This is a genomic window from Ruegeria sp. CI8 (assembly GCF_056536865.1).
Window position 1 is genome coordinate 1,011,207 of record NZ_JBQFQL010000001.1, and the last position, 18,240, is coordinate 1,029,446.

Annotated in this window: 20 protein-coding genes; 10 read left to right on the plus strand and 10 right to left on the minus strand. The window is 60.6% G+C overall.

Features of this window, described 5'->3' with window-relative positions; genetic code table 11:
• Positions 1-1,317, plus strand: coding sequence for an aspartate aminotransferase family protein (locus ACR0DA_RS04910; protein WP_480753156.1), 1,317 nt, complete (start codon positions 1-3; stop codon positions 1,315-1,317).
• A gap of 79 nt (positions 1,318-1,396) precedes the next feature.
• Here the strand turns inward: ACR0DA_RS04910 and infC are convergent, their stop codons facing one another.
• The 7 genes from infC to cobA all read right to left on the minus strand — a co-directional run bounded on the left by infC (position 1,397) and on the right by cobA (position 7,001).
• Complete coding sequence (infC, locus tag ACR0DA_RS04915; protein WP_311201685.1) at positions 1,397-1,972, minus strand: translation initiation factor IF-3; 576 nt, start codon at positions 1,970-1,972, stop codon at positions 1,397-1,399.
• Positions 1,973-2,103: 131 nt separating this feature from the next.
• Positions 2,104-2,937, minus strand: a complete 834-nt coding sequence (locus tag ACR0DA_RS04920; RefSeq protein ID WP_170339407.1) for a ferredoxin--NADP reductase — start codon at positions 2,935-2,937, stop codon at positions 2,104-2,106.
• Positions 2,938-3,025: 88 nt separating this feature from the next.
• Entirely contained in the window at positions 3,026-3,433 is a 408-nt protein-coding gene (locus ACR0DA_RS04925) for a DUF934 domain-containing protein (protein ID WP_170442596.1), read from the minus strand.
• A complete protein-coding gene (locus ACR0DA_RS04930) occupies positions 3,430-4,191 on the minus strand; it encodes a phosphoadenylyl-sulfate reductase (RefSeq protein ID WP_170442598.1) in 762 nt (253 codons plus the stop codon). The genes ACR0DA_RS04925 and ACR0DA_RS04930 overlap by 4 nt, the downstream gene beginning before the upstream one ends.
• Complete coding sequence (locus ACR0DA_RS04935) at positions 4,181-5,845, minus strand: nitrite/sulfite reductase (protein WP_480753158.1); 1,665 nt, start codon at positions 5,843-5,845, stop codon at positions 4,181-4,183. The genes ACR0DA_RS04930 and ACR0DA_RS04935 overlap by 11 nt, the downstream gene beginning before the upstream one ends.
• A 65-nt stretch (positions 5,846-5,910) precedes the next feature.
• Positions 5,911-6,225: a DUF2849 domain-containing protein gene (locus tag ACR0DA_RS04940; RefSeq protein WP_093961929.1), complete on the minus strand. Its 315-nt coding sequence runs from the start codon at positions 6,223-6,225 to the stop codon at positions 5,911-5,913.
• Positions 6,225-7,001, minus strand: coding sequence for a uroporphyrinogen-III C-methyltransferase (cobA, locus tag ACR0DA_RS04945; protein WP_480753160.1), 777 nt, complete (start codon positions 6,999-7,001; stop codon positions 6,225-6,227). The genes ACR0DA_RS04940 and cobA overlap by 1 nt, the downstream gene beginning before the upstream one ends.
• 144 nt (positions 7,002-7,145) lie before the next feature.
• Here cobA and ACR0DA_RS04950 point away from each other — a divergent pair, with 144 nt between their 5' ends.
• On the plus strand, positions 7,146-7,625 hold the full coding sequence (locus tag ACR0DA_RS04950) for an Lrp/AsnC family transcriptional regulator (protein ID WP_480753161.1): 480 nt from the start codon (positions 7,146-7,148) through the stop codon (positions 7,623-7,625).
• A 7-nt stretch (positions 7,626-7,632) separates the two neighbouring features.
• On the opposite strand, the gene ACR0DA_RS04955 is transcribed toward ACR0DA_RS04950, so the two are convergent.
• The gene (locus ACR0DA_RS04955; protein WP_170600698.1) at positions 7,633-8,814 is read right to left on the minus strand and encodes a cytochrome P450; all 1,182 of its coding nucleotides are present in this window, start codon (positions 8,812-8,814) and stop codon (positions 7,633-7,635) included.
• 47 nt (positions 8,815-8,861) lie between these two features.
• On the opposite strand from ACR0DA_RS04955, the gene ACR0DA_RS04960 reads away from it, so the two are divergent.
• From ACR0DA_RS04960 to ACR0DA_RS04990, 7 genes are all read left to right on the plus strand, one after another.
• Complete coding sequence (locus ACR0DA_RS04960; protein WP_480753163.1) at positions 8,862-10,595, plus strand: sensor histidine kinase; 1,734 nt, start codon at positions 8,862-8,864, stop codon at positions 10,593-10,595.
• Positions 10,592-11,821: a sigma-54-dependent transcriptional regulator gene (locus ACR0DA_RS04965; RefSeq protein ID WP_480753165.1), complete on the plus strand. Its 1,230-nt coding sequence runs from the start codon at positions 10,592-10,594 to the stop codon at positions 11,819-11,821. Before ACR0DA_RS04960 ends, ACR0DA_RS04965 begins: the two co-directional genes overlap by 4 nt.
• 273 nt (positions 11,822-12,094) lie before the next feature.
• Complete coding sequence (locus ACR0DA_RS04970) at positions 12,095-13,096, plus strand: DctP family TRAP transporter solute-binding subunit (protein ID WP_170357656.1); 1,002 nt, start codon at positions 12,095-12,097, stop codon at positions 13,094-13,096.
• A gap of 107 nt (positions 13,097-13,203) precedes the next feature.
• A complete protein-coding gene (locus ACR0DA_RS04975; RefSeq protein ID WP_170338826.1) occupies positions 13,204-13,881 on the plus strand; it encodes a TRAP transporter small permease in 678 nt (225 codons plus the stop codon).
• Positions 13,881-15,257, plus strand: coding sequence for a TRAP transporter large permease (locus tag ACR0DA_RS04980; protein WP_170338824.1), 1,377 nt, complete (start codon positions 13,881-13,883; stop codon positions 15,255-15,257). The genes ACR0DA_RS04975 and ACR0DA_RS04980 overlap by 1 nt, the downstream gene beginning before the upstream one ends.
• Before the next feature lie 191 nt (positions 15,258-15,448).
• Positions 15,449-15,760: a DMT family transporter gene (locus ACR0DA_RS04985; protein ID WP_170340063.1), complete on the plus strand. Its 312-nt coding sequence runs from the start codon at positions 15,449-15,451 to the stop codon at positions 15,758-15,760.
• Positions 15,753-16,286 (plus strand): nucleoside deaminase, encoded by a 534-nt coding sequence (locus tag ACR0DA_RS04990; protein WP_480753167.1) that lies wholly within the window; start codon positions 15,753-15,755, stop codon positions 16,284-16,286. Before ACR0DA_RS04985 ends, ACR0DA_RS04990 begins: the two co-directional genes overlap by 8 nt.
• A gap of 15 nt (positions 16,287-16,301) precedes the next feature.
• On the opposite strand, the gene tpiA is transcribed toward ACR0DA_RS04990, so the two are convergent.
• Positions 16,302-17,051: a triose-phosphate isomerase gene (gene tpiA, locus ACR0DA_RS04995; RefSeq protein WP_480753168.1), complete on the minus strand. Its 750-nt coding sequence runs from the start codon at positions 17,049-17,051 to the stop codon at positions 16,302-16,304.
• A gap of 186 nt (positions 17,052-17,237) precedes the next feature.
• On the minus strand, positions 17,238-17,603 hold the full coding sequence (locus tag ACR0DA_RS05000; protein ID WP_170338817.1) for a HesB/IscA family protein: 366 nt from the start codon (positions 17,601-17,603) through the stop codon (positions 17,238-17,240).
• Positions 17,604-17,822: 219 nt separating this feature from the next.
• On the opposite strand from ACR0DA_RS05000, the gene ACR0DA_RS05005 reads away from it, so the two are divergent.
• Positions 17,823-18,107, plus strand: a complete 285-nt coding sequence (locus tag ACR0DA_RS05005; RefSeq protein WP_254437530.1) for a hypothetical protein — start codon at positions 17,823-17,825, stop codon at positions 18,105-18,107.
• The last annotated feature ends 133 nt before the right edge of the window (positions 18,108-18,240 follow it).

Genomic DNA, 18,240 nt, shown 5'->3' on the forward strand with positions numbered 1-18,240 from the left:
ATGAGCCATGTATTTCCGCGCCACACCAAGGCGGAATTGCCGGTCGCTGTCGGCGGTGACGGGTGCTATTTGATCGACGCACAGGGCAAACGGTATCTCGACTGTGGGGATGCGGCCGTGTCGTGCCTGGGACATTCAAACCCGGCAGTGATCCACGCGGTGCAGGAGCAGGTTCAGAAGATCGCTTTTGCCCATACTGGCTTCATGACCTCGGAACCGGCCGAAGCCCTGGCAGATCTGCTGATCCAGCACGCGCGCGCATCGTTGGACCGGGTCTATTTCGTGTCCGGCGGGTCCGAGGCGACCGAGGCCGCGATCAAGCTGGCGCGCCAGTACTTCCTTGAAATCGGGCAACCCGAGCGGTCTCGGGTTATCGCACGGCGGCAGAGCTATCATGGCAATACGCTGGGCGCGCTTTCAGCGGGCGGAAATGCATGGCGACGGGCTCAATTCGCACCAATGCTGATCGAGATGAGCCATATCGCGCCCTGCTATGAATACGCCGAAAAGCCCGAAGGCGAGAGCAGCTATGACTATGGCCAACGCGTGGCGAATGAGCTTGAGGTGGAGATCCTGCGGCTGGGCCCCGAGACCGTGATGGCGTTTATGGCGGAACCGGTGGTCGGGGCCACGTTGGGCGCCGTCCCCGCGGTCGAGGGGTATTACAAGCGGATCCGCGAAATCTGTGATCAATACGGCGTGTTGTTGATCCTCGACGAGGTCATGTGCGGCATGGGCCGGACCGGCCATCTGTTTGCCTGCGACCACGATGGGGTGGCGCCGGATATTCTTTGCATCGCCAAGGGCTTGGGGGCTGGATATCAACCCATCGGTGCCACGCTGTGCACCGATCGAATTTATGACGCCATCCGAAATGGCTCGGGTTTCTTCCAGCACGGCCATACCTATGTCGGACACCCGGTGGCCACGGCGGCAGCCCTGGCTGTTGTGACAGAACTTACCTCGCGCGATTTGCCGGCCCGTGCCCGCGACATGGGTGACAAACTGCAAGCCAAACTCGAGGCGGCCTTTGGCCAGCATCCCAATGTCGGGGACATCCGTGGTCGCGGCCTGTTCCGAGGCATCGAACTGGTGGCTGACAGAGATACGCGCGAACCGTTTGACCCGGCCCGGGGAGTGGCGGCCAAGATCAAGAAAGCCGCCGTCGAAGCGGGTTTGATCTGCTATCCGATGTCCGGAACACGCGACGGCAGGAGAGGCGACCATGTGCTTCTGGCCCCGCCATTCATCATCGAAGAGCCGCAGTTGGACGAACTGGTGGACAAGTTGTCGGGTGCGATTTCCAAAGCAATCTGACACGCCGCCCTGACTTTGACCCACAAATAAAAAAGCTCCCTCGAACAAGGGAGCTTTGGTCACTCGGATCCATGTGCCGTCACTTCTGGGGAAGCGGTCCGATCATCATGATCATCTGGCGGCCTTCCATCTTCGGCATGTTTTCGATCTTGCCGATTTCCTTGACGTCTTCCGCCACGCGCTCAAGCAGTTCACGTCCCAGGTTCTGGTGCGCCATTTCCCGGCCGCGGAAGCGCAGGGTCACTTTGACCTTGTCGCCATTCTCGAGAAACTTGAAAACGTTCCGCATCTTGACGTCGTAGTCATGCGTATCGGTGTTGGGCCGGAACTTGACCTCTTTCACCTCGATGATCTTCTGTTTCTTGCGGGCTTCGCTTTCGCGTTTCTGCTGCTCGTACTTGAACTTGCCAAAGTCCATGATCTTGCAGACCGGCGGATTCGCGTTGGGCGAGATCTCGACCAGATCAAGACCGGCATCGGCTGCCATCTGCATGGCCTTGGCGGGATGAACCACCCCGACATTCTCACCTTCGGCGCCGATCAGGCGAATTTCGGGGGCACGGATCTTTTCATTGACGCGCGGGCCGGTATCACGTTGTGGCGGCGCGTTGTGAGGTCTGCGGGCTATGGGTTCATTCCTTTGATAATTGCCGATTTCCGAGCCGGGAACTTAAACTGAGACGAAGGTTCTTTCAAGCGCCATATAGGTGCTATGACACGAAATTCGCACGTGTCGACGCGGTGCTCGGGCCGGCGGAACGGGCGTTCGCCGGCCCGGATCTCGGCTCAGCCGACAAAGGCTTTTTCGATCACGAATTCCTTGGGGTCCGAGTTCGCACCCTCGCGCAGGCCAAACTCTTCGAGAATGGCCTTGATGTCGTGGTTGAAGGCCAGGCTGCCGCAGACCATGGCGCGGTCGGTCTCGGGCTTGATGCCGCCTTCGATGCCCAGATCCTTGAAGACGGTTCCGTCCTTCAGCAGGTCGGTGATCCGGCCCATCTTGGGGCTCTGTTCGCGGGTGGTGGTCGGGTAATAGCGGATCTTGTCGGCGAAACCTTCGCCGATCAGTTCGGCCAGCAACTCGTCCTTGCGGATGTTCTCGATTAGCTGGCGGCCATATTCCAGCTCCGCCACCTCGCGGCAGGTGTGGGTGATGATGACCTCGTCGTAGTCCTCATAGGTCTGCGGCTCGCGCAGCAGCGAGGCAAAGGGGGCAAACCCGGTTCCGGTGGCAAAGAACCACAGGCGCTTGCCCGGCAGCAGTGCATCATGCACCAGCGTACCCACAGGTTTGGGCCGCAGAATGATCTGATCGCCGGGCTGGATGTGCTGCAGTTTCGAGGTCAGCGGGCCGTCCTGCACCTTGATCGAATAGAATTCCAGTTCCTCGTCCCACGACGGCGACGCGATCGAATAGGCGCGCAGCAACGGTTTTCCGTTGTCGCCCAAAAGGCCGATCATAACGAATTCGCCCGAGCGGAAGCGCAGCGATTGCGGACGCGTGACCTTGAACGAAAACAGGCGGTCGGTCCAGTGTTTCACTTCCAGAACGGTCTGGGCGTCCGGCAGGACGGGGGCCTTCACGGCGGTTGCTTCGGTCACGGGCTTCATCTCTGTCATCGTTTCACTACCGGTCTGGTAAACCGGCATCTCCGTTTAAGCTTTGATCCAGGTCAGGAAAAGGGGGCAGATTGCCCCGATCGTTGCGTCAGCCGCGCAGGCGGGCCTGATAATCGTGGTCCTGCCAGTTGGCGCGGGCCAGCCATTGGTCCTCGGGTTGGCGGGCGGCAAGGTCTGCGTCAATCTCGACTTCATCGAAGCCGCTGCGCCGAGCCATCGCGTATTGGTCGGCCAACACGTGTCCTTTAGCGCGCAGGCGGCCTTCGTAGCCCTTCAGGCGCAGCGTACGGGCAATGGTAAAGCCTCGGCCATCGGCAAAGGACGGAAAGTCGACGCGCACCATGCGCGTGTTTCCAAGCCGTTCGAACAATTCGTCGGGGTCCGTATCCGAGGTGACGTCCAGTGCGATCACATCGTTTGCGGCATCTTCGAGGGTGACAAAGCCGTTGGTCCAGTCATCAGGGGCAAAGCCCCGGTCATTCACGATCACGTTCATGTTTTCTCTCCGCTGCGTACCATTTTGCCGTCGACGAAATGGATGCCGCATTCTTCCTTGTTCTGATCGCGCCAGCGTCCGGCGCGGGGATCTTCGCCATCCTTCACCGGCGAGGTGCAGGGCGCACAGCCGATCGAGGGATAGCCCTTTGCCACCAACGGATGCCGGGGCAGGCGGTTTTCTTCCATGTAGGCGCGCACGTCCTGAGGCGCCCAATGCGCCAGAGGGTTCACCTTGATCCGGCCGGTGCCGTCCTCGACCTCGAAGAACTCGAGCGTGGCGCGGGTACCGGATTGGAACCGCTTTCGCCCTGTAATCCAGCCTTCATAGCCCGCCAAGGCCCGCTGCAAGGGGAAGGTCTTGCGCAGGTTGCAGCAGGCATCCATGTCGCGCAGCCGCAGTGCGCCATAGGGGTCTTCGCGCTGAATATCCTCGTCATCCGCGCGGATGATCTGGACGTTCTTCAGACCCAGACGCTCGCTGACCTCATGTTGATATTCTAGCGTCTCGGCAAACAGCATCATCGTGTCGATGAACAGGACCGGCGTGGCCTTGTCGACCACGGCAGCCATGTGCAGCAACACCACCGACTCGGCACCGAAGCTGGAAACCAGCGCCAGGTTGCCCGCCTCCTCAAGCGCACCATGCATGACGTCATGTGCGCTGTGGTGGCGGAACCGGGCGTTCAGCGCCTCGACCTTTTCGGTCAGTTCGCGTCGTTCCCGGCCCAGTTCCGTCTGGATCAGGTCAAGCGGCATTGGCCCGCGCCTCGGGGTAGAGGGCCGCCTTGAATGGCGCCATTCCAACACGGCGGTAGGTTTCCAAAAAGGTCTCCTCGGCGCTTGTGCGCTGTTCCAGATAGGTTTCCACGATACGTTCGACCGCGGGCACGATCTCGTCATAGGCAAAGCCCGGACCGGTGCGGTCGCCGATGGCGGCCGTTTCGGTGGCGTCTCCGCCCAGCGTGATCTGGTAGTTCTCGACGCCCGCGCGATCCAGGCCCAGGATGCCGATGTGACCCACGTGGTGATGCCCGCAGGCGTTGATGCAGCCCGAGATCTTGATCTTCAGGTGGCCGATGTCGTGCTCCAGCTTCAGCTCGTCGAACCGGGTCGCGATCTGCTGCGCCACCGGGATCGAGCGGGCCGTCGCTAGCGCGCAATAGTCCATGCCGGGGCAGGCGATGATGTCGCTGATCAGACCGATATTCGCGGTGGCCAGACCGTGCTCTTTCAGCTTGGCATGGATCGCGGGCAGGTCCGATTTGTGGACATGCGGCAGGATCACGTTCTGCTCGTGGCTGATGCGCAGCTCGTCATAGGAATATTGCTCGGCCAGATCGGCCATCACGCGCATCTGCTCGGCGGTTGCATCACCCGGCGTCTGGCCGTGCTTCTTGATCGAGATCGTGACGATCGCGTGATCCGCCTGCTTGTGCGGCGCGATGTTGGTGTCGATCCACGAGCGGAACACCGGGTCGTTCGAATAGGCGCTCTCGAACGCCGCGACCGAGCCTTTGCGGAAGGCGGGCGGGGCGAAATGCGCCTTAATCTGATCCAGCAGCGCCATGTCGGCACCCTTGAACTGCGGGCGGACCTGCAGGAAGCGCTCGTTCACCTTGGAGCGGATCGCGTCGATGCCATGCTCATGCACGGTGATCTTGATGCGGGCCTTGTACTTGTTGTCGCGGCGGCCAATCTGGTTCCACACGGAAACTGTGGCCTCCAGATAAGCCAGCAGGTCGTCAAAGGCGACGAAATCAGACAGCTCCTTGCCGATCATCGGCGTGCGGCCCAGACCGCCACCCACCAAGACGCGGGCGCCCAAAACGCCGTCGCGCTCGATCAGTTGCAGGCCGATGTCATGGGCCTTGATCACGGCGCGGTCATGCTCGGACCCGGTGATGGCGATCTTGAACTTGCGCGGCATGAACTGGAATTCCGGGTGGTCGGTGGACCACTGGCGCAGCAGCTCGGCATAGGGGCGCGGGTCGGCGATTTCATCCGCTGCGGCACCGGCGAAATGGTCGGCGGTCACGTTGCGGATGGTGTTGCCGCTGGTCTGGATCGCGTGCAGGCCGACCTCGGCCAGCGCGTCCAGCATGTCGGGCACGTCGCGCAGCTTGGGCCAGTTGTACTGGATGTTCTGGCGCGTGGTGAAATGGCCGTAGCCCTTGTCCCACTTCTCGGCCAGTAGGGCCAGCTGCCGCATCTGGGCGCTGTTTAGCGTGCCATAGGGGATGGCCACCCGCAGCATGTAGGCGTGCAATTGCAGATACAGGCCGTTCATCAGGCGCAGGGGCTTGAACTCGTCCTCGGTCAGCGAGCCGTCGATGCGGCGTTCGACCTGGGCGCGGAACTGTGCGTTGCGCTCGGCCAGGAATGCTCTGTCAAACTCGGAGTAGCGGTACATCTTTGGCTGTCCTTTGTTGCAGCCCCGGATCCGGGGCCTTTTTACGGGGAGAGAGGGGCCTGAGGTCAGACCCGGGGCTGCGGGGAAGATTCCTGTTTGCCGTGGGCATAGTTGGACGGACCAGTCCGGCGGAAGTCTTCCCGAAAATGGGTGGGTTCAGGACCGTTTTCGCCCGCAACGACATCGGCGAGATAGGCACCTACGATCTTGTCGACTTGCTTCTGTGCATCCAGAAGACGCAGCTGAGCGTGCGCTTCGTCGGTGATCAGCTCGGCCTCGCGCAGATCTCGCGACCAGCGGTCATCGGCGGTCAGATAGATCACGTCGCCTTCCAGCAGGTCATTTGCGGTAACGACTTTGGGGGTAAAAGCGCGGGCCATCAGGCAAGCTCCTTGTTGAATTCAGTGACGGCTTTGGCCGCGTCGCGCGGGGCCAGGCCATAGAATGTGAGTGCAGGACCGTCGAGGCCGGCAGCGGCGAGGTCTGCAGGCAGTTGATCCAGCGTCGTGGCGACAACGCGCTGATCAGGTCGCGAGGCATTTTCGACCAACGTGACCGGCGTGGCGCGATCGGCGCCGTGCATGATCAGGCGTCCTTGAATGAAGCGGGCGGATTTCTTGCCCATGTAGATGGCTGCAACCGACCCCGGACGGGCCAGCGCAGCCCAGTCGTGATCGGCAAAGCCCTCCATGTCGTGCCCGGTCAGAAACCGGACCGAGGAGTTTCGGCCGCGTCGGGTCAGGCTTTGGCCAATTCCGGCCACCGCCGCCGAGGCAGCCGTAATGCCCGGAACGATCGTCCACGGGATACCCGCGGCGTCCAGTGCATCGATCTCTTCGTCCAGCCGGCCGAAGAGGGTCGCGTCACCGGATTTGAGGCGAACCACCCGCTGTCCCTTGAGTGCGTAGTCAACCAGCAATGCGTTGATGTCACTCTGCTTCCAAGACGGACCAAAGCCGGCCTTGCCCACGTCGACCAGCCGGGCGTTCTGACCGGCTAGTTGCAAAACCTCTGCGCTGATCAGGCGATCATGCAAAACAACCTCGGCCCGCTGGAATGCGGACAGGGCCTTGAGTGTCAGCAATTCAGGATCACCGGGTCCTGCGCCGACGAAGTCGACCTGTCCCGTTTGTCCTTTTGTCTGCGTGGCCTTCATTGGGTAGCCCTGGCTGTTGTTTGACTTGGCCCTCAATATAGGAAATATTCCCGTCTAGATGCCATATTGCCGATCAAATAAGGACAAGCGTTCTGAATTGCGCGGCAGGCGGAACATGGGTTTTCATTCGGAAGGAAAATTGGAATGTCGGTTCGAATAGACGACACGGATCGGAAAATTCTGGCCGAGCTGCAGCGAGACGCCAGTCAATCGCTGGACGAAATCGCGGCCAAAGTGGGCAGTTCAAAGACACCCGTTTGGAATCGGATCCGCAAGATGAAAAGGGCCGGAATCATCGGTCAGCAGACCGTTTTGCTGGACGCAGAGGCGCTGGGTTTCGAGGCGACGTTCTTTGTTCTGATCCGAACCTCCGAGCATGAGGCGGACTGGCAACGCAAGTTCCTGCAGGCCCTGCGTGATCGTCCCGAAGTTCAAGAGGCGCATCGTCTGGCTGGCGACATCGACTACATTCTGAAAGTTCGGGTCAGGAACGCACGGGCCTACGATGCGTTTTATCAGGCGCTGATCTCGGAAGTGCGCGTGCACAACGTCACCGCGCTGTTGTCGATGGAAGAAATCAAGTCGACCACCATGCTGCCCCTGAACGCCTTGGCAGACACCTGATCGGCGCTCAGGCTTGGGCCATTAGTCGTGTCAGCCCGTGGAAGTGGTATTTGTTGGCATATTCCGGGGATTCGGCCGGTCGCAGACCCGGGCAACGGTCAAAAAGAACCGGCAGAGCGATCCGCATTTCCAGCCGGGCCAGCGGAGCGCCAACGCAGAAATGCAAACCACCGCCAAAGCTCGTGTTGGCCTGAATGCTGCGGGTCGGGTCGAATTTGTCCGGGTCGGTCCAGACGTCCGGGTCACGGTTGGCGGCCCCAAGCATCAACGCCACCTGATCGCCGCGGGCAAACTGATGGCCAAAAACCTCGACGTCTTCATAGGCATATCGCGTGAACATATGCAGCGGCGGGTCGAAGCGCAGGATCTCCTCGACCGTCGTATCGAGTGTGTCCGTGCCCAGGGCATCAGGGCTGGTTTCGGACTCCAAAAGTATTTTGACGCCGTTGCCCAGCGAATGAACAGTTGCCTCATGGCCGGCGTTCAACAAAAGGATGCAGGTTGCGATCAACTCGTCGCGTGACAGTTTCTCGCCGTCTTCCTCTGCCGTGATCAAACGGGTGATCAGATCGTCTTTCGGTTCGGATCGGCGGTGAGAGACGTAGTCGTTCAGAAATGCCGAGAACTCGGCGGAGGCCTGTGCCGCCTGATCTTCGGTCTCGCGGGTGCGGCTGGCCTGATACATGGCGACCATGGCATGGGACCACTGCAACAACTGCGGTGCCATGCTCTCGGGCACACCCAGCAGCCGGCAGATCGTGATCACTGGAACCTGCGTGCAATAGGCATCCAGAAGGTCGAAAAGAGCATCGGGGAACGCGTCGATCAGGTCGTGACACAGCCTTTCGATGTCCGGTGCAAGCGCTCCGATAGCCCGCGAGGTAAAGGCGCGCAGAACCAGAGCGCGGAGGCGGGTATGGCGCGGAGGTTCGGCTTCGAGCAGCGAATGCGCTTCGACCGTCAGCCACGGCGCAAGGTGATCGGGGCCTTTTGTGGCCATCTCTGGCGGTACTTCGCGTCCGAAACGCCGATCGCGCAAAAGCGCCTGGACCGCCGCGTGAGACATCGCCGCGGGCATGTCGTAGTCCTGCCAGTATACCAGATCACCCTGATCGCGCGCTGCCCGGTAGAAAGGGTAGGGGTTTTGAACAAATTCGGGCTCGGTCGGAGATTGGTGCACGGTCTTCATGCGGCGCAGACTTGCCATGCGGCGCTGTGAATGCAAGACCCTGTTTCATGCAAAGGGTTTGGGTCACGATTGGTTTCCTGTTCGCTGTCGCGCTGTTGTCGGCGGCCGTCTGGTCTTATGGGTACCGGCAGGCGCTCTCTCAGCTTAGCGAGAAAGCCGAAGCCGATCTGGAGTTGGCGTCGGATCGTCTGAGCACGCAGTTGCAGGTCTATCAGGAACTTGCGGTTCTGATGGCCGAGCATCCGGCACTGCGGGCGTTGGACACCAGCGACCGGCGGTGGGCGGCGCAGGCGCTTTTGCTGGAGGTCGCGGACAAGACCTCGGCTGTGGATGTTCTTTATGCGGACAAGACCGGGCGCGTTCTGGCCGCTGCGCGGGACGTGGTGAATGGCAACATGGCCGACCAACCCGCGTTTCAACGCGCGCTACACGGCGCTCTTGGCAGTTCGCACGGGGTTTTGCGCGACACTGGAAACCGGATCTATTCCTATGCGGCGCCTGCGTTTTCCGAAGATGGTCAGGTAACCGGAGCCCTGATGGTCATCGCGGATGTCGAAGACGTTGAAAGCACGTGGCGCGGCAGTACCGAGGCGGTGTTCTTCGTGGATCGTGCTGGCTCGGTCTTCATTTCCAACCGGTCCGAACTGCTGTTCTGGCAACGTCCGCCGGGGCAAATCGGCTTGCAGCCGGCTAATGGCAAGCCGGGCGCGTTTTCGTCTACACGTATGGGCCCGCACGAACTATGGTCGATCGGCTGGAGCCCGTACCTGCCGGATCGCGCCCTGCACCTGACCCGCGATCTGCCGGTGATCGGAATGACTGGCGAAGTCTTGATGGATGTGACGCCGGCACGACGTCTGGCCGGATTGCAGGCTGCTGCGGTCGCAGCGATCTGCCTTGCCTTCGGCGCGTTGCTTTTTCTGGCGACCGAACGGCGGCGTACTCTGGCCGAAGCCAATGCGGTGCTGGAGAGCCGGGTGGCCCAGCGGACCCGCGCTTTGACGGCCGCCAACGTGGCTCTGCGCCGCGAGGTGGCCGAGCGGCAAGAGGCCGAAGCGGCGTTGAAACGCGCGCAGGACGATCTGGTTCAGGCCGGCAAGCTGAGCGCTCTGGGGAAAATGTCGGCGGGCATCAGCCACGAATTGAATCAGCCGCTGATGGCGATCCGGCAATACGCCGACAATGGCACGGCCTTTCTGGCGCAGGGCAAGCCCGAAAAGGCCCGCGAAAACCTGGGGCGTATCTCGGACATGGCTGCCCGTATGGCACGCATTATCAAGAACTTGCGATCCTTTGCCCGCAATGAGAGCGAGCCGATGGGCAAGGTCGATCTGGTTCAGGTGCTCAATACGGCCGTCGAACTGACTGACGGTCGGTTGCGCTCGGACGGGGTCACGTTGATCTGGCAGCCGCCCAATGCACCTGTCTTTGCCTGGGGCGGAGAGGTGCGGCTGGTGCAGGTCTTTGTCAATCTGATCACCAATGCCGCCGACGCGATGACCGGTCGGGAAACCCGAAGCCTAACGATCACGCTGACCCGTGGCGAGCGGTTGATGGTCGCGGTGCGCGATACCGGCCCGGGCATTCAGGATCCCGATCGCGTTTTTGAGCCGTTCTACACAACCAAAACCGTTGGCTCATCCGAGGGAATGGGCCTTGGCCTTTCGATCTCATACGGTCTGGTCCAGAGTTTCGGAGGAGAGATACGCGGCGCGAACATGCCCGACGGAGCAGAATTCACCGTCGAATTGGAACCATTTGAGAAGGAAGCCGCGGCATGATCCGAACGGTTCTATTGGTCGATGATGACGCCGCCGTGCGCGAGGCGCTGGCCCAGACTCTGGAACTTGCGGACTATTCCGTAATTCCCGCTGGATCGTTTGTGGCTGCCAAAGACCATATCCGGGAAGATTTCCCAGGTGCGATTGTCTCGGATATTCGGATGCCGGGACGGGATGGGTTTCATCTTCTGTCCTATGCCCGCGAGGTCGACTCGGAGTTGCCGGTCGTTCTGCTGACCGGCGAAGGCGACATACCGATGGCGGTGCAGGCTATGGGGCAGGGCGCGTTCGACTTTCTTGAGAAGCCCTGCGCCGCCGCCGATCTGCTTGCGGTTCTCAGCCGAGCGTTTGCCGCGCGCAGTCAGGTATTGGACCACCGGGCAGCCAAGCGCGAATTGGAGAAGGGCGATCCTGCGGCCCGTTTGTTGTTCGGATTGTCACCGCAGGCTGATGCATTGCGGAACAGGGTGCGCAGCGTTGCCCCAACTCAGGCCGAAGTTCTGGTCACCGGACCGCCGGGCAGCGGTATTTCGAAAGTCGCCGAAGTCATCCATTTGATGTCGCCACGCGCGCAGGGGCCGTTCGTCAAGCGCCCGGCGTCAGGTCTGGGGGCGGATGCCCTGCAGGCGATATGCAAGGATGCGGCAGCCGGATCGTTGTTTCTGGATGAAGTCTCGGCCATGCCCGAGGCGACGCAATATGCGGCCCTGGAGATGATCGAAAACGGGCCCGGCGTCCGCATCATCGGCGGAACAACCGCGGATCTGGCCGAGATGGCGGCCGAGGGTCGGTTCAACGCCGATTTGTTCTATCGGTTGGACGTGATGCGGGTGCGCGTACCGTCTTTGGCCGAGCGCCCCGAGGACATCCCGGTGATCTTTCGCCACTACGTCGCCCAAGCGGCCGAGCAGGCCGGGATCGCGGCACCGGATGTCTCCTCCGAACACTTGGCTTCATTGATGGCGCGGGGCTGGCCCGGCAACGCGCGTTCACTGATGTCAGCTGCGATGCGTTTTGTTCTGGGGATGCCCGAGGACGTTGCCGCCGCCGCCGATCTTGGGCTGAACGAACAGATGGCGCGCGTTGAGCGCTCGTTGCTGATTGCGGCCTTGGGTCGTCACAACGGAAGGGCGTCGGATGCGGCCAAGTCCCTGAAACTGCCGCGTAAGACGTTTTACGACAAATTGGCCCGCTACGGCATACGCCCTGAAGACTATCGGCGCTGACGCGGAACGATTCGCCCGATGATTCGATGTATGTGCGGATTTTCGCACAGTGGCGCATTTGGGTGTGCGGTTTCCCGCACAAATGTCTGCGATAACAAAATACTCATTGCGGATGTTCTATTTAAATTACTGAAAACTATTTAGAAAATCTGTCTGCAACCAGCCGTTCTCGAATTGTTGAACGGTGACCGTCGATTCGTTTCACTCTTGCGCATCCGGCATCCCCATGGATGTCAAAGGAAGTTTCTTTGGAAGTCTGGGAGGAAAAGACAGATGAAATTCCTGGCAACAGCCGCCACCGCGCTTGCGCTTTCCGTTACCGCAACAGCGGGCTTCGCTGCCTGCGACGATGGCGAGATCGTCGTCAAGTTCGCGCATGTGACGAACACCGACAAACACCCCAAGGGCATCGCCGCATCGCTGCTCGAGCAGCGCGTGAACGACGAGATGAACGGCGTCATGTGCATGGAGGTCTATCCGAACTCGACCTTGTACAACGACGACAAGGTGCTCGAGGCGATGCTGCAGGGCGACGTGCAACTGGCCGCCCCGTCGCTGTCGAAGTTCGAGAAGTTCACCAAGCAGTTCCGTCTGTTCGACCTGCCGTTCATGTTCAAAAACATCGACGCGGTTGATGCGTTCCAGGCCTCGGCGGATGGCCAGGCCATGAAAGACAGCATGCAGCGCCGCGGCCTGCAGGGTCTGGCGTTCTGGCACAACGGCATGAAGCAGATGTCGGCGAACAAACCGCTGATCGATCCTTCGGACGCCAACGGCCTTAAATTCCGCGTTCAGTCTTCGGACGTGCTGGTTGCGCAAATGGAAGCCATCGGCGGAAGCCCGCAGAAAATGGCCTTCTCGGAAGTCTATGGTGCTCTGCAGCAGGGCGTTGTGGACGGTCAGGAGAACACTTGGTCGAACATCTACGGCAAGAAGTTCTTCGAAGTGCAGGATGGCACCACCGAAACCAACCACGGCATCATCGACTATCTGGTCGTGACTTCGGTCGACTGGCTGGACAGCCTCGATCCGGAAGTGCGCGAGCAGTTCCTGACGATCCTGGCCGAGGTGACCGAAGAGCGCAACAAAGAGGCGTTTGCGGTCAACGAAAAGGCCAAGCAGGCCATCATCGACGCGGGCGGCTCGATCCGCGAGCTGACACCCGAGCAGCGTCAGGCTTGGGTTGATGCGATGAAGCCGGTTTGGGACAAGTTCTCCGGTGACGTTGGTCAGGACAAGATCGACGCCGCTCAGGCGATCAACGCCGGGTTCTGATCCGACACGCAGGTGTGCTCCGACGGTCGCAAGCCCGCCGGAGCACATACCAGGCGGGCCAATCGCGCCCGCCACCTCGATAAATCAACAAAAATGGGGACAGAAAGATGTCTGGTGCGAAAACCGGCCCCGGTGGGCTGGTCGACCGAATCGAAGAAACCCTGATCGCGTTGCTTCTTGGCCTGATGACGGCCGTGACCTTTGCCAACGTGATTGCGCGTTTCGTCTTCAACTCCAACATCCTTTGGGCGCTAGAGCTGACCGTATTCACCTTCGGATGGCTGGTATTGCTGGGGGCATCCTACGCCGTCAAGAAGCACGCGCATCTGGGGGTGGACGCCATCCTGAACATGCTGCCGCCAGCACCGCGCAGGGTATTGGCACTGATCGCGGTGGGCTGCTGCCTCGTATTCTCGCTGCTGCTGCTGAAGGGGTCCTACGACTACTGGGCGGTTTTTGCCGACCTGCCTCCGACCTCTGGACGCTGGTTCCCCACGGGCTTTGATTTCGACGCTCGTAGTCAGAGCTTCTACGAGGTGGACGACATTCCCATGGTCGCGCCGCTACGGTTCCTCGAAGACCTCATCAACTATGGCGAGTACTACGAGAAGCTGCCCAAGGTCGTGCCGTATTTCGTCCTGCCGCTGTCGATGCTGCTGCTGGTGATCCGCTTTGCCCAGGCCGGGCTGCAGATCCTGCGCGGTGAGGCCGACCGTATTGTCGCAAGCCACGAGGTTGAGGACGAGATCGAAGAAGTCCGGGCCCTTCAGGGAGAACACGACTGATGGATGTAGTACTACTTTTTGCCATGGTCGTGGGCCTGCTGCTGATCGGCGTTCCGATCGCGGTCGCCCTAGGGCTGAGCTCGACCCTGTTTCTGCTGATCTACTCGGACAGCTCGCTGGCTTCGGTTGCCGGAACCCTGTTCGAGGCGTTCGAGGGCCACTTTACCCTGCTGGCCATCCCGTTCTTCATCCTTGCCTCGTCCTTCATGACGACCGGAGGGGTGGCACGGCGGATCATTCGGTTCTCGATCGCCTGCGTTGGTCACCTGCCTGGCGGTCTGGCAATCGCGGGCGTGTTCGCATGTATGCTGTTCGCCGCGCTGTCAGGATCGTCCCCTGCCACCGTTGTTGCGATCGGTTCGATCGTGATCGCCGGTATGCGGCAGGTCGGCTATTCCAAGGAATTCGCAGCGGGCGTGATCTGTAACGCCGGTACGCTGGGTATCCTGATCCCGCCGTCGATCGTCATGGTTGTCTACGCGGCAGCGGTCGAAGTCTCGGTCGGCAGGATGTTCTTGGCCGGTGTCATTCCGGGTCTCATGGCCGGGTTCATGCTGATGGTCACAATCTATGTGATGGCCAAGGTCAAGAACCTGCCGAAAGGTGATTGGAAAGGCTGGGGCGAGATATTCGCGTCGGCACGCGAGGCCGGTTGGGGTCTGTTTCTGATCGTCATCATCCTTGGCGGCATCTATGGCGGTATCTTCACACCGACCGAAGCGGCGGCGGTCGCGGCTGTATACGCCTTCTTCATCGCCAGCTTCGTCTACAAGGACATGGGGCCACTCAGCACCCAGGATGGTGAGCAAAACCTCTCGCTTGTGAAAAAGCCGCTGGCGCTGATCACGGCCTTTTTCCACCCCGACACCAAACATACGCTGTTTGAGGCCGGCAAGCTGACTGTCACCCTGCTTTTCGTCATCGCCAACGCGCTGATCCTCAAGCATGTTCTGACCGATGAGCAGGTGCCGCAACACATTGCCGGCGCAATGCTGTCGGCGGGTCTGGGGCCGATCACTTTTCTGATCGTGGTCAACGTGATCCTTCTGATCGGCGGTCAGTTCATGGAGCCCTCGGGCCTGCTGGTTATCGTGGCGCCGCTGGTGTTTCCGATTGCCATCGAACTGGGCATCGACCCGATCCATCTGGGCATCATCATGGTGGTGAACATGGAAATCGGGATGATCACGCCTCCGGTCGGTCTGAACCTGTTCGTTACGTCGGGCGTCGCGGGAATGCCGATGATGGCCGTCGTGCGCGCGGCACTGCCGTTCCTGGCCGTTCTGTTCGTCTTCTTGATCATGATCACGTATATCCCGTGGCTGTCGACGGTGTTGCCGAATACCTTCATGGGCCCCGAGATCATTACGAACTAGACCATTGCGTTCGATCCGAACCGGGCTACCGGTTCGGATCACTTTTGCGCGGCCGGCTGGCATCTGACGGGCCGCTACGCTGAATGGCCGGGCTTGAACTCACCACCGGTTCTTCCCACATACTGACCGAGGACGACCTCCCCACCATGGGTGATCATTCGGGACGACCCGAAGCTGATAGAGGTGTCCCGATGTCCTGGATCTTTCTTCTTTTTGCCGGTTTGCTGGAAATCGTCTGGGCAGTTGCCATGAAGCAGTCTGCTGGGTTCACGCGGCTCTGGCCGACCGTTGTCATGGGGGGCGCGATGGCCGGTTCGTTCGGTTTGCTGGCCCTGGCCATGCGTTCCTTGCCACTGGGAACCGCCTACGTGCTGTGGACGGGTATTGGCGCGGTCGGTGCGTTCTTGGTTGGTGTGATGTTTCTGGGCGAGGCACTGACCCCGCTGCGTGTCATCGCAGCGACGCTGATCGTGTCCGGCATGGTCGCAATGAAACTTGCGTGACCGGCCCGTTGTTGACGCAGGCACCCGCGGTGGGCAGGCTGGAACCATCCTGACCACCGCAACCAACGAGTGCCGCAACATGCTGACCGATGACGACAAGCGCCTGATGCGCGTTGCCTACCAAGAAGCCAAAGCCGGTTTCAATGAGGGCGGTTGCCCGATCGGATCTGTATTGGCTCGGAACGGCACGATCATCTCGCGGGGCCGAAACCAAAGGGTTCAGCAGGGGGATCCGATCGCCCATGGCGAGATGGATGCGCTGCGCAAGGCCGGGCGGCAGAAGACGTACCGAGATACCGTTCTGTATACCACCCTGTCTCCGTGCATGATGTGCGCCGGAACGATTGTTCAGTTCGGAATCCCGCGCGTGGTCATCGGTGACACGGAAAACTTCGGCGGCAACGAAGACTTCCTGCGCGATCGTGGGGTCGAGGTTGTTTTGGCCGAAGACCCGGACTGCATTGCCCTTATGCGCAGGTTCGTGACCGAACAGCCCGAGCTTTGGGCCGAGGACATCGCGGACTGAGCGTGCGTGAACCGGTCAGGCCTGTTCCAGCGCGGAAATGATGCCCGAGAAATCGCGTGCCTTCAGGCTTGCACCGCCGACCAGCGCGCCGTCTACGTTTGACACTCCGAAAATCTCCGCCGCGTTGTCCGGCTTGACCGAACCGCCATAGAGCAAACGAACCGACCGGCCGACACCTTCGCCAAATCGCCGTTCAAGTCTGGCGCGAATGAAATCATGGACTTCGCCGATTTCTTCCAAAGTGGGAACCTTGCCGGTGCCGATGGCCCAGATCGGTTCGTAAGCCACGACGAGGTTCTCTCCGGTGGCAAGGTCCGGGATCGAACCGGACAACTGCCCGCCAATGATGTCGAGCGTATTGGCCGCTTCGCGCTGTTCAAGGCTTTCGCCGACGCAGATGATTGCGGTCAGGCCCGCGTTCATGGCCGCCCGGGCCTTGGCGCGGATATCGTCGTCTTTCTCGCCGTGGTCTTCGCGCCGTTCCGAATGCCCGACGATTACGCTGGTCGCGCCGGCGTCTTTCAGCATCTCGGCGCTCAGATCACCCGTATGGGCGCCCGAAACCTCGGCGTGGCAATCCTGTCCGCCGATGGCGACGCCCGAGCCTTGCACGGCTTGTGCGGCCCGGTGGATCAAAGTTGCCGGAGGGCAGATCAGAATATCGACCGTCGGAGAAGGGTGCGTTGCACTCAGCGTGTCCAACTCGGACAGAGCAGCTCCGGTTCCGTTCATTTTCCAGTTTCCGGCTGCCAGTCTGCGTCGCATAGCGGGGTCTCCGTGATCTTTCGTGCGTTTCTATCCAGTTAGCACCCGGATCAAGGTCTGACAATTGCGCTTGGGTGGCCGCGCGCTGGCGAGGCGCGCGACGGATCGATCTGGGTGGCCTCAACCAGACCGTGCCGGCGGCAGTTCACTTGTCCACAAAAACAAAAGTTGCAGGCTTTAGGAAACTCAGCGCTGTTCGGCCAGGTTTTCGTCGAACTTGATCGACTCGCCGCAGCCGCAGGCATCGACGACATTGGGATTTTTGAACTTGAACCCGGATTCCAGCAGCGAAACCTCGTAGTCGATCTCGGTTCCGAACAGAAACATCTGAGCCATCGGAGCGATCATGACCCGCGCCCCATCCTGTTCGACCACTTCGTCATGCGGGTCCGGCTGATCGACATACTCCATGGTATATTCCATACCGGCGCAGCCACCTTTCTTGACGCCAATCCGCAGACCGGCATGGCCACCCGACGTCATCAGGCGGAGGATCTGCTCTGCAGCTTTGGGCGTCATCGTCACGGCCTGTTTGCCGGGAATGCCGAACATCGTCGTCTCCATTTTCGCGCGTTATACCTAATCTAAGGCCCCGAGGGCCCGGGCTCAAGAGAGCGCAGAGCCACAAGTTTGCTCATCGCCGGTTTTGACCGTACCGTACGGGCAGAGGGCAGGGTTTGCCGATGAGATCGAATTGACAGCAGAACAAGGTGGGTTTCGATGAGTTTGCGGATTTCAAATAAGTTTGGCTTTTGCCGGCAGGTTGCGTTTTTGGCTCTTCTGGTGGCCGGCAGTGCCGCTCACGCAGTAGGCGATCACAAGCGGCACCCGGTGAATTGCTCGACCGCCGAAGGCGACCTGCGTGCAATTGCGGCGGAAAAGAAACATGCCGAGGATCAGCAGGCGGAAAGTGTGGTCGCGATCACGCCGGCCGGGGCGCTGCTTGGATTGATCTCTGGAACAGAACAGAAGCGGTTGCAGATGCTGTCGGGTGACTATGTCAAAAAGCTGGACGACCGCGCCGCCGAGATCAAAGCACAGTGCAACGTGAAGTGAGTGCACCTCAGCGAGTAAAATAGGGCCGCTCTCGGGCAAGAGCGGCCCAGTATTGCGGAGCCTCGGCAGGGGGGCGGTAGACGCTCCAACGTGGTCGCCATTGACTGCTGGGGCGATATTTGAGTTGCCGAGT

Coding starts and splice junctions, on each gene's coding strand:
- ACR0DA_RS04910 (WP_480753156.1), top strand. CDS start 1: ATGAGCCATGTATTTCCGCGCCACACCAAGGCGGAATTGCCGGTCGCT.
- ACR0DA_RS04955 (WP_170600698.1), bottom strand. CDS start 8,814: ATGAAGACCGTGCACCAATCTCCGACCGAGCCCGAATTTGTTCAAAAC.
- ACR0DA_RS04960 (WP_480753163.1), top strand. CDS start 8,862: ATGCAAAGGGTTTGGGTCACGATTGGTTTCCTGTTCGCTGTCGCGCTG.
- cobA (WP_480753160.1), bottom strand. CDS start 7,001: ATGAAGGCCACGCAGACAAAAGGACAAACGGGACAGGTCGACTTCGTC.
- ACR0DA_RS04970 (WP_170357656.1), top strand. CDS start 12,095: ATGAAATTCCTGGCAACAGCCGCCACCGCGCTTGCGCTTTCCGTTACC.
- ACR0DA_RS04935 (WP_480753158.1), bottom strand. CDS start 5,845: ATGTACCGCTACTCCGAGTTTGACAGAGCATTCCTGGCCGAGCGCAAC.
- tpiA (WP_480753168.1), bottom strand. CDS start 17,051: ATGCGACGCAGACTGGCAGCCGGAAACTGGAAAATGAACGGAACCGGA.
- ACR0DA_RS04965 (WP_480753165.1), top strand. CDS start 10,592: ATGATCCGAACGGTTCTATTGGTCGATGATGACGCCGCCGTGCGCGAG.
- ACR0DA_RS04985 (WP_170340063.1), top strand. CDS start 15,449: ATGTCCTGGATCTTTCTTCTTTTTGCCGGTTTGCTGGAAATCGTCTGG.
- ACR0DA_RS04930 (WP_170442598.1), bottom strand. CDS start 4,191: ATGCCGCTTGACCTGATCCAGACGGAACTGGGCCGGGAACGACGCGAA.
- ACR0DA_RS05000 (WP_170338817.1), bottom strand. CDS start 17,603: ATGTTCGGCATTCCCGGCAAACAGGCCGTGACGATGACGCCCAAAGCT.
- ACR0DA_RS04980 (WP_170338824.1), top strand. CDS start 13,881: ATGGATGTAGTACTACTTTTTGCCATGGTCGTGGGCCTGCTGCTGATC.
- ACR0DA_RS04975 (WP_170338826.1), top strand. CDS start 13,204: ATGTCTGGTGCGAAAACCGGCCCCGGTGGGCTGGTCGACCGAATCGAA.
- ACR0DA_RS04950 (WP_480753161.1), top strand. CDS start 7,146: ATGTCGGTTCGAATAGACGACACGGATCGGAAAATTCTGGCCGAGCTG.
- ACR0DA_RS04925 (WP_170442596.1), bottom strand. CDS start 3,433: ATGAACGTGATCGTGAATGACCGGGGCTTTGCCCCTGATGACTGGACC.
- ACR0DA_RS04940 (WP_093961929.1), bottom strand. CDS start 6,225: ATGGCCCGCGCTTTTACCCCCAAAGTCGTTACCGCAAATGACCTGCTG.
- ACR0DA_RS04920 (WP_170339407.1), bottom strand. CDS start 2,937: ATGACAGAGATGAAGCCCGTGACCGAAGCAACCGCCGTGAAGGCCCCC.